The 8,958-nt window shown below is 64.9% G+C and carries 6 protein-coding genes, 1 pseudogene and 1 riboswitch; of the genes and pseudogenes, 4 read left to right on the top strand and 3 right to left on the bottom strand.

What is annotated here, in order from left to right:
• Window positions 1-1,074: inner membrane protein YhjD (yhjD, locus tag WA317_RS03485; protein ID WP_425171716.1), on the bottom strand; the 1,074-nt coding region annotated here is incomplete at its 3' end.
• 12 nt (window positions 1,075-1,086) lie between these two features.
• On the bottom strand, window positions 1,087-2,106 hold the full coding sequence (gene trpS, locus WA317_RS03480; RefSeq protein ID WP_425171715.1) for a tryptophan--tRNA ligase: 1,020 nt from the start codon (window positions 2,104-2,106) through the stop codon (window positions 1,087-1,089).
• Window positions 2,107-2,288: 182 nt separating this feature from the next.
• Here trpS and WA317_RS03475 point away from each other — a divergent pair, with 182 nt between their 5' ends.
• Both WA317_RS03475 and WA317_RS03470 read left to right on the top strand, forming a co-directional pair.
• The gene (locus tag WA317_RS03475) at window positions 2,289-3,086 is read left to right on the top strand and encodes an alpha/beta fold hydrolase (protein WP_425171714.1); all 798 of its coding nucleotides are present in this window, start codon (window positions 2,289-2,291) and stop codon (window positions 3,084-3,086) included.
• Between the two features lie 91 nt (window positions 3,087-3,177).
• Window positions 3,178-4,593, top strand: coding sequence for a sugar porter family MFS transporter (locus WA317_RS03470; RefSeq protein ID WP_425171713.1), 1,416 nt, complete (start codon window positions 3,178-3,180; stop codon window positions 4,591-4,593).
• 35 nt (window positions 4,594-4,628) lie between these two features.
• On the opposite strand, the gene WA317_RS03465 is transcribed toward WA317_RS03470, so the two are convergent.
• The gene (locus WA317_RS03465) at window positions 4,629-6,866 is read right to left on the bottom strand and encodes an NADP-dependent isocitrate dehydrogenase (RefSeq protein ID WP_425171712.1); all 2,238 of its coding nucleotides are present in this window, start codon (window positions 6,864-6,866) and stop codon (window positions 4,629-4,631) included.
• Window positions 6,867-7,023: 157 nt separating this feature from the next.
• A riboswitch (SAM riboswitch) is annotated at window positions 7,024-7,143 on the top strand.
• Window positions 7,144-7,259: 116 nt separating this feature from the next.
• Here WA317_RS03465 and WA317_RS03460 point away from each other — a divergent pair.
• Window positions 7,260-8,654: a bifunctional o-acetylhomoserine/o-acetylserine sulfhydrylase gene (locus tag WA317_RS03460; protein WP_425171711.1), complete on the top strand. Its 1,395-nt coding sequence runs from the start codon at window positions 7,260-7,262 to the stop codon at window positions 8,652-8,654.
• Window positions 8,655-8,665: 11 nt separating this feature from the next.
• A pseudogene (locus tag WA317_RS03455) lies at window positions 8,666-8,958 on the top strand (homoserine O-acetyltransferase MetX); the annotation flags it as partial.

The following is an 8,958-nucleotide window of genomic DNA, read 5'->3' as shown; positions in this document are numbered from 1 at the left end:
AGCGCGGCGGAAAGCCGGGCGAAGCGGGTCGCCGCCATCTGGCTTAGCCGACCCGCGCCATCGCCACAGTTGGGAAAGGCCAAACGCGCTAAGGGCTCCTACAGCCACAGCGGCCACTGCCCGCACTGGTCGCAAGCCGTCGTCGACTTGGACCCGCGGGCTGATGATCGCGGGGTCCGGCGGCTCGGCGGGCATCGCTCGCAGGTTCTCCGGTGACGTCGCAGCCCAGGCGGTCGCGAACAGGATCAGCCGCGCGGTGATGTAGGCGAACACCATCAACCCCAACACCGGCCCGAACGTCGCCGCGGCCGGGGTTTTCAGCACCGACCGCAGATATATCGTCGCGATCTGCTTGAACGCCTCGAAGGCGATCGCCGTGAAGAAGGCGGCCCGCGCCGCGCTGTCGAAGCTGATCGACTCCCGGGGCAACCGCGCGATCATCCAGGTGAAGAGCACCCAGGACACCAGCACCGACACCAGTACCGAAAGGCAGCGCAGCAGCGCGTCCAGCAGCGGAAGGTAGTGAATGCCCAAGACGTGCAATATTTTGCCCATCACGGTGGCGTTGCCGATGGCGGTCAGCGCGACGGTGACAGCGATCGCGGCGAACGACGATGCCATCGCCAGCAGGTCCGACAACTTGGTGCGGACGAACCCGGCCGGCTGGTGCCGCTCTTGCCACATCTGGCTGAGCGCCTCCCGCAGATTCGCCATCCAGCCCAACCCAACCCACATTGCCAACGCCAGACCGACGATGCCCACCGACGTGCGCGAGTCGATCGCCGAGTTCATCAGGTCCAGCAGCTGCTTTCCCAGGTGACCCGACACCGAGGCCTTGATTTGGATCTCGATTTTGGCGAGCAATGCGGGTTGCCGGGACAGCGCGAAACCAGCCACCGCAAAAAGGACCATCAGCAACGGAAATAACGCGAAGATCGTGTAGTACGTCAGGCCGGCAGCGTAGAAGTTGCCCTTGCGCTCGGTGAACCGCTCGTTGGCGCGCATGACGTGGTCGAACCATCCGTAGCGCGCCCGCAGGCGATCCAGGATGCCCGGTCTGGCCGGATCCGTCATACCAGCCTCGATCTATTGGGGATGCGGGAGAAACCCTAGCCGGTGGTAGACCCGGTCGATCGTCTTCGCGGCCACCTCCTGCGCCCGCGCCGCCCCACCGGCCAGCACCGCCTCCAATTGCGCGGAGTCGGCGATCAACTCGTCGACTCGACGCTTGATCGGTGAGACGAACTGCACGACGGCCTCGGCGGTGTCCTTCTTCAGGTCGCCGTAGCCACGGCCGGAATAGCCCTCGACAAGGGTGTGCACGTCGACGCCGGTCACCGCGGACTGGATGCTCAGCAAATTCGACACCCCCGGCTTGGCCGCCAAGTCGTAGCGGATCTCGCGTTCACTGTCGGTGACGGCCGAGCGGATCTTCTTGGCCGACAACGCCGGGTCGTCGAGCAAGTTGATCAACCCGGCATCGGTGGCCGCCGACTTGCTCATCTTCGACGACGGGTCCTGCAGGTCGTAGATCTTGGCCGTCACCTTCGGGATGAGCACCTCTGGCACGACAAAGGTGTCCGGGAACCGGCTGTTGAACCGTTGCGCGACATCACGGGCCAGCTCCAGGTGCTGACGCTGGTCCTCGCCGACCGGAACCAGTTCGGTGTCGTAGAGCAGCACATCTGCGGCCTGCAGCACCGGGTAAGTGAACAGACCGACCGTCGTCGACTCGCCGCCCTGCCGTGTCGACTTGTCTTTGAACTGCGTCATCCGCGACGCCTGCCCGAACCCGGTGAAACAACCCAGCACCCAGGCCAACTGGGTGTGGGCGGGTACGTGGCTTTGCACGAAGACGGTGCTGCGCTCAGGGTCGACACCCAGCGCCAGGTATTGAGCCGCGGTGACCAGCGTCCGCCGGCGCAGCACTTCGGGATCCTGCGGGATGGTGATGGCGTGCAGGTCGACGACGCAGAAGAAGGCGTCGTGTTCGTCCTGCAGCTCGACCCAGCGCGTGAGCGCACCCAGCGCATTGCCCAGGTGAAGCGAGTCAGAGGTCGGCTGTACGCCGGAGAAGACCCGGCGACTTCCGGTTCGGCTGTTCATGGTGCTTTAGATCTTTTCACGCTGGTGGCAGTGCTCCCCGTCACGCTTGCAGTACCGGCGGTATCACCTTTATGGTCGGCAACATGCGCCTGCTCGGCTCCTCACTCGTGAGCTCCGCTCACTCGCCGTCGCCTCGAATAACACGTCGCGAGCCGATTCATCTTGGCTCCGGAGAACCGATCGTGCTGCTGCACCCGTTCCTGATCTCGCAGGTGGTGTGGCAGACCGTCGCCGAGCAGCTGGCCGACACCGGGCGCTACGAAGTGTTCGCGCCGACGATGGCCGGCCACAACGGCGGCCCGTACTCCGGCACCTGGTTCCTGAGCTCCAAGGTGCTGGCCGACCACATCGAGCGGCAACTCGACGACATGGGCTGGAACACCGCCCACATCGTTGGCAACTCGTTGGGCGGCTGGGTGGCGTTCGAGCTGGAGACTCGCGGGCGGGCCCGCACCGTCACCGGCATCGCGCCGGCCGGTGGGTGGACGCGCTGGAGCCCGGGGAAATACCAGGTCATCGCCAAGTTCGTCGGCGGCATGCCGATGTGGTTGCTGGCCCGGCTGTTCGGGCCGCGGGCCCTGCGGTTGCCGTTCAGTCGGCGCCTCGCCACCCTGCCGATCAGCGGAACGCCGGAGGGCGTCAGCGAGAAGGAGATGATCGCCGTCGTTGACGACGTGGCGCACTGCCCCGCCTACTTCCAAATCCTGGTCAAAGCGCTGCTGCAGCCCGGGCTGGCGGAACTCGCGCAGACCGCCGTCCCGACGCAACTGGTGCTGTGCGAGAAGGACCGGGTTTTTCCCCCGCCGCGGTACAGCAAATACTTCAAATCCCACCTGCCCGAGGACACCCGAATCACCACGCTCGACGGCTTGGGGCACATCCCGATGTTCGAGGCCCCGGGGCGCATCACCGAGATCATCACCGACTTCATCGACGAGTACAGCTCGCCGTTGCGGGCGCTCGACCCGCCGGCCAGCTAACCGGACAGCCAAGGCTCCTCTCCAACGCCGATTGCGCTGCGGCCGGCGCGGGTACCCGGCGCTGGCTGTCAGCTGGACTGGAGGGGCGCGCTTGACTGCATCGGAGAGGGTTGGGCCAGGTAAACGCCGGAACACGCCCGGACAGCTGACCGGGGCGGTGGTGATCGTGGCGCTCGTGCCGGCGATCTCGGGCACGCTCTACGGCTACGACACGGCAATCATCTCCGGTGCCCTGCTGCAAATCACCAAAGACTTTCACATCGGCCAGAACTGGAAGCAGGTGATAGCGGCCAGCATCTTGCTCGGTGCCGTAATAGGAGCACTGGTGTGCAGCGACCTCTCGCACCGGCGCGGTCGTAAATACACGCTGGTAATGCTCGCCGCTGTCTTCGTGATCGGCTCGCTCTGGTGCTCGTTGGCGCCCAACCCGGTCGTGTTGTCGCTGGGGCGACTGGTCCTGGGTTTCGCAGTTGGCGGGGCAACGCAGACGGCGCCGATGTACGTCGCCGAACTGGCCCCGCAAAGATATCGAGGCCGCCTGGTGCTGTGTTTCCAGATCGCCATCGGGATCGGCATCCTGATCGCAACCATCGTCGCGGCGTCGAAGTCCGTTTCCTGGCGGTGGTCCATTGGCGTCGCCGCCGTCCCTGCCGCGCTCATGCTGGGCCTACTGCTGCGGCTGCCGGAGAGCCCGAGGTGGCTGATCGACCACGGCAACCGCGACGAGGCTTACCACATGCTCGAGCGGGCCCGGCCGCCCGGATATGACGTCGAAACAGCATTACACGAAATGGCGCCGCCGGCCCGAGTAAGGCAAACTGCCGGCGCCCGCGGCTGGTCTGCCCTGCGGGAGCCCTGGGTGCGTCCTGCTCTGATACTCGGCTGTGGCATCTCGGTCTTCGCCCAGCTCAGCGGCATCGAGATGATCATCTACTACTCGCCAACCATCCTGGTGTACAACGGATTTGTCACCTCGGTCGCGCTGGACGTCTCGGTCGGGCTCGGATTCAGCTACCTCCTCGCCCAGCTCATCGGGCTCGCCGTGATCGATAAGGTCGGACGACGCCGGCTCGCCCTGATCATGATTCCGGGTGCAGCGGTGAGCCTGTTTGTGCTGGGACTGCTGTTCGTCACCGGCAACAGCGACCGTGACTCCGCGCCGATGATCATCGCTTGCCTGATCGTCTTCATGCTGTTCAACGCGGGCGGCATACAGCTGATGGGTTGGCTTACCGGCTCCGAGATCTACCCGCTGGCGGTACGGCCCGCCGGCACCGCCGCGCAATCTGCGGCGATGTGGGCGACCAACCTAGTCATCACGCTGACGCTGCTCACTACGGTCAGCGCCATCGGTATCGGCCCGTCGATGTGGCTGTATGCATTCTTCAACGTCTGCGCCTGGCTCTTCGTGTTCTTTCGAATGCCCGACCTCACCGGCAGGAGCCTGGAAGAAATCGAGGCCAAGCTCGCCGACGGAAAGTTCCGGCCGGTCGATTTCGCCCGCTGACCGGCCATCAGTCGCCGCCGCCTCGAGGATCCGTGTCAGCCCTGCGCAGCCTGCAGAACAGCATTGAAGGTCTTGCTCGGCCGCATCACCGCTGTGGTCAAGGCGGCGTCGGGTGCGTAGTACCCGCCGATGTCCACCGGTTCGCCTTGGGCCTCGCCGAGTTCGGTCACGATGACGTCTTCCTTCTCGACCAACGCATCGGCCAGTGCCGCGAAGTGTTTCCGCAGTTGCTCGTCACCGGGCTGCGCGGCAAGTTCTTGCGCCCAGTACATCGCGAGATAGAACTGGCTGCCGCGGTTGTCGAGCTCACCGGTCTTGCGCGACGGGCTCTTGTCGTTGTCCAGCAGCTTGCCGATCGCGGCGTCCAGCGTCGTGCCGAGGATCTTCGCCCGCTCGTTGCCGGTCTTGATGCCGATGTCTTCGAAACACGCGCCCAGCGCCAGGAATTCACCGAGGGAATCCCACCGCAGATGGTTCTCCTCGACCAGTTGGTGCACGTGCTTGGGCGCCGAACCGCCCGCCCCTGTCTCGTACATTCCGCCGCCGGCCATCAGCGGCACGATGGACAGCATCTTTGCGCTGGTGCCCAGTTCGAGGATCGGGAACAGGTCGGTGAGGTAGTCGCGCAGTATGTTCCCGGTCGCGGCGATGGTGTCCAGCCCGCGGATCAGGCGCTCGAGAGTGTAACGCATGGAACGCACCTGCGACATGATCTGGATGTCGAGACCGTCGGTGTCGTGATCGGCGAGGTATGTCTTGACTTTCTTGATCAACTCGTTTTCATGCGGCCGATAAGGGTCCAGCCAGAACAACACCGGCATGCCGGAGTGACGCGCCCGGGTGACGGCCAGCTTGACCCAGTCGCGGATCGGGTCGTCTCGGACGATGGGCATGCGCCAGATGTCGCCGGTCTCGACGTTCTGCGTCAACAGCACTTCGCCGGTGTTGAGGTCGACGATGTTGGCGACACCGTCCTCGGGGATCTCGAAGGTCTTGTCGTGCGAGCCGTATTCCTCCGCCTGCTGCGCCATCAGACCGACGTTGGGGACGGTGCCCATCGTCGTCGGATCGAACTGCCCGTTGGTTTTACAGAAGTTGATGACTTCCTGGTAGATACGGGAGAAGGTGGACTCTGGGTTGACGGCCTTGGTGTCCTTCTGCCGCCCGTCGGCGCCGTACATCTTGCCGCCTGCACGGATCATGGCGGGCATCGACGCGTCCACGATCACGTCGCTGGGCGAATGAAAGTTGGTGATTCCCTTCGCCGAATCGACCATTGCCAGCTCAGGCCGATGCTCGTGGCAGGCGTGTAGATCCCGGATGATCTCGTCGTGCTGCGATGCCGGCAGCGCCTCGATCTTGTTGTAGAGATCGACCAATCCGTTGTTGACGTTGACGCCGAGTTCGTCGAACAGCTTCCGGTGCTTGGCGAAAGCGTCTTTGTAGAAGACCTTGACGGCGTGCCCGAAGACGATGGGATGCGACACCTTCATCATCGTTGCCTTGACGTGCAGCGAGAACATCACGCCGGTCTCATAGGCGTCCTGCATCTGCGCCTCGTAGAACTCGCACAACGCTTTCTTGCTCATGAACATGCTGTCGATGATGTCGCCTTCGAGCAGCGACACCTCCGGCTTGAGCACGAGGGTCTCGCCGCTTTTGGTCTCCAGCACCATTTGCACGTCGCGCGCGCGATCCAGAGTCATCGACTTCTCGCCGTGGTAGAAGTCGCCGCGCCGCATCGTCGCCACATGAGTGCGCGACGCCATCGACCACTCACCCATGCTGTGCGGGTGCTTGCGTGCGTACTCCTTGACCGCCTTCGGCGCGCGCCGGTCCGAATTGCCCTGTCGCAGAACGGGATTGACCGCACTGCCCAGGCACTTGGCATAGCGGTCGCGAATGTCTTTTTCCTCGTCGGTTCTCGGAATCTGCGGAAAGTCCGGAATCTTGAATCCCTTACCCTGCAGTTCCTTGATCGCGGCTACCAGCTGCGGCACAGAGGCGCTGATGTTGGGCAGCTTGATGATGTTGGTGTCCGGCAGCTGCGTCAGCCGGCCCAGCTCCCCCAGGTTGTCCGGCACCCGCTGCTCGTCGGTCAGGTGATCGGGGAACTCGGCGAGGATCCGCGCGGCCACCGAGATGTCGCTGGTCTTGATCTGAATCCCTGCCGGCTCGGCGAAGGCCCGCACGATCGGAAGGAAGGAATAGGTCGCGAGCAGCGGCGCCTCGTCGGTCAGCGTGTAGATGATGGTCGGCTGTTCGGCGCACACGGTCTTTCTCCCGGCGTCACTATCGGTCAGTTGGAGGGGCTCCACTTGTATCCGTCGCTGCCACGTTATCAAGGGCTCAAGACCTGAACCCGACCTCGACAGTTGCGCATCGCCACCAGGTGGCCGCACGTAGGGGCTGTGCGATAGGCTGCAGTTCGGTCATGAGTGCCAGCGCTAAGCCCCGGCTTGCTGGTCGGCAACCCTCCAACCGCGGTGGGGTGCCCCGGGTGATGACCAGGTTGAGTAGCCATCACCGGCTACGCGGCAAGCGCGGGTCCGCCGTGTCGGGCCCCCCGAGTAGACAGGGAACCCTGATGCGCACTCTCCGGGCTGCCCCTTGCGTATCGCAAGTGACGAACGCACCGCTGCCTAGTTCGACGAGAAAGCAGTCCGATGAGCGCTGACCGAAGCTCCGAGAGCACCGACAACGATCCAACCGCGCATTGGTCGTTCGAGACCAAACAGATCCACGCTGGTCAGCACCCGGACCCGGCCACCAATGCGCGAGCGTTGCCGATTTACCAGACCACGTCCTATACCTTCGACGACACCAACCACGCCGCCGCCCTGTTCGGGTTGGAGATCCCGGGCAACATCTACACCCGGATCGGCAACCCGACCACCGACGTCGTCGAACAGCGCATCGCCGCCCTGGAAGGCGGGGTGGGCGCGCTGTTCCTGTCCTCCGGCCAGGCAGCGGAAACGTTCGCGATCCTGAACCTGGCCGCCAACGGCGACCACATCGTCTCCAGCCCGCGGCTCTACGGCGGCACCTACAACCTGTTCCACTACTCGCTGCCCAAGTTGGGCATCGAGGTCAGCTTCGTCGAGGATCCCGACGACTTGGACTCGTGGCGCGCGGCGGTGCGGCCGAATACCAAGGCGTTCTTCGCTGAAACCATCTCCAACCCGCAGATCGACATACTCGACACTCCCGGCGTCGCCGGCGTCGCGCACGACAGCGGGGTTCCGCTGATCGTGGACAACACCATCGCAACGCCGTATCTGATTCAGCCGTTGGCGCAGGGCGCCGACATCGTGGTCCACTCGGCCACCAAGTACCTCGGCGGGCACGGCTCGGCGATCGCCGGTGTCATCGTCGACGGCGGTGCCTTCGACTGGACCCAGGGCCGGTTCCCCGGCTTCACCATTCCCGACCCGAGCTACCACGGCATGGTGTACGCCGAGCTGGGGCCGCCCGCCTATATCACCAAGGCGCGCGTACAACTGCTGCGCGACTACGGGTCGGCGGCTGCGCCGTTCAACGCTTTCCTGGTGGCTCAGGGCCTGGAGACGTTGAGTCTGCGCGTCGAGCGCCATGTCGCCAACGCCCGGCGGGTCGCCGAATTCCTCGCCGGGCGCGACGATGTGCTTTCGGTCAACTACGCGGGCCTGCCCAGCTCGCCGTGGCACGAGCTGGGAAAGAAGCTGGCGCCCAGAGGAACCGGCGCTGTGCTGGCTTTCGAAGTGGCCGGCGGGGTGGAGGCCGGTAAGGCGTTCGTCAACGCGCTGGAGTTGCACAGTCACGTCGCCAACATCGGCGATGTGCGCTCGCTGGTCATCCATCCCGCGTCGACCACGCATGCCCAGCTCACCCCGGCCGAGCAGGCGACCACCGGTGTCAGCCCCGGGTTGGTGCGGCTGGCGGTCGGGCTGGAAGGCATTGACGACATTCTCGCCGACTTGGAGTTGGGCTTCGCCGCCGCCGCGAAATTCGGTGGCGCTACCGCGCCGCACGCTGACGGCGGCAATCCCCAGAGCGACCCGCACGCCGTGGCGGCGTTCTGAGGAGAGGCGACGTGACGATCTCCGACGTGCCCACCCAGACACTGCCGGCTGAAGGCGAGGTCGGCGTTGTCGAGATCGGCGCGCTGACGCTGGAAAGCGGTGCGGTGATCGACGATGCGACCATCGCCGTGCAGCGCTGGGGCGACTTGTCGCCGGCGCGGGACAACGTCGTGCTGATCCTGCATGCGCTGACCGGCGACTCGCACGTCACCGGACCGGCCGGGCCTGGTCACCCGACGCCGGGCTGGTGGGACGGTGTGGCCGGGCCTGGCGCGCCGATCGACACCACCCGCTGGTGCGCAGT

The organism is Mycobacterium sp. (assembly GCF_049802695.1).
Lineage (GTDB): Bacteria > Actinomycetota > Actinomycetes > Mycobacteriales > Mycobacteriaceae > Mycobacterium.
The sequence above is the reverse complement of the archived record's forward strand: the minus strand, read 5'-3'. Positions and strand labels throughout refer to the sequence as shown.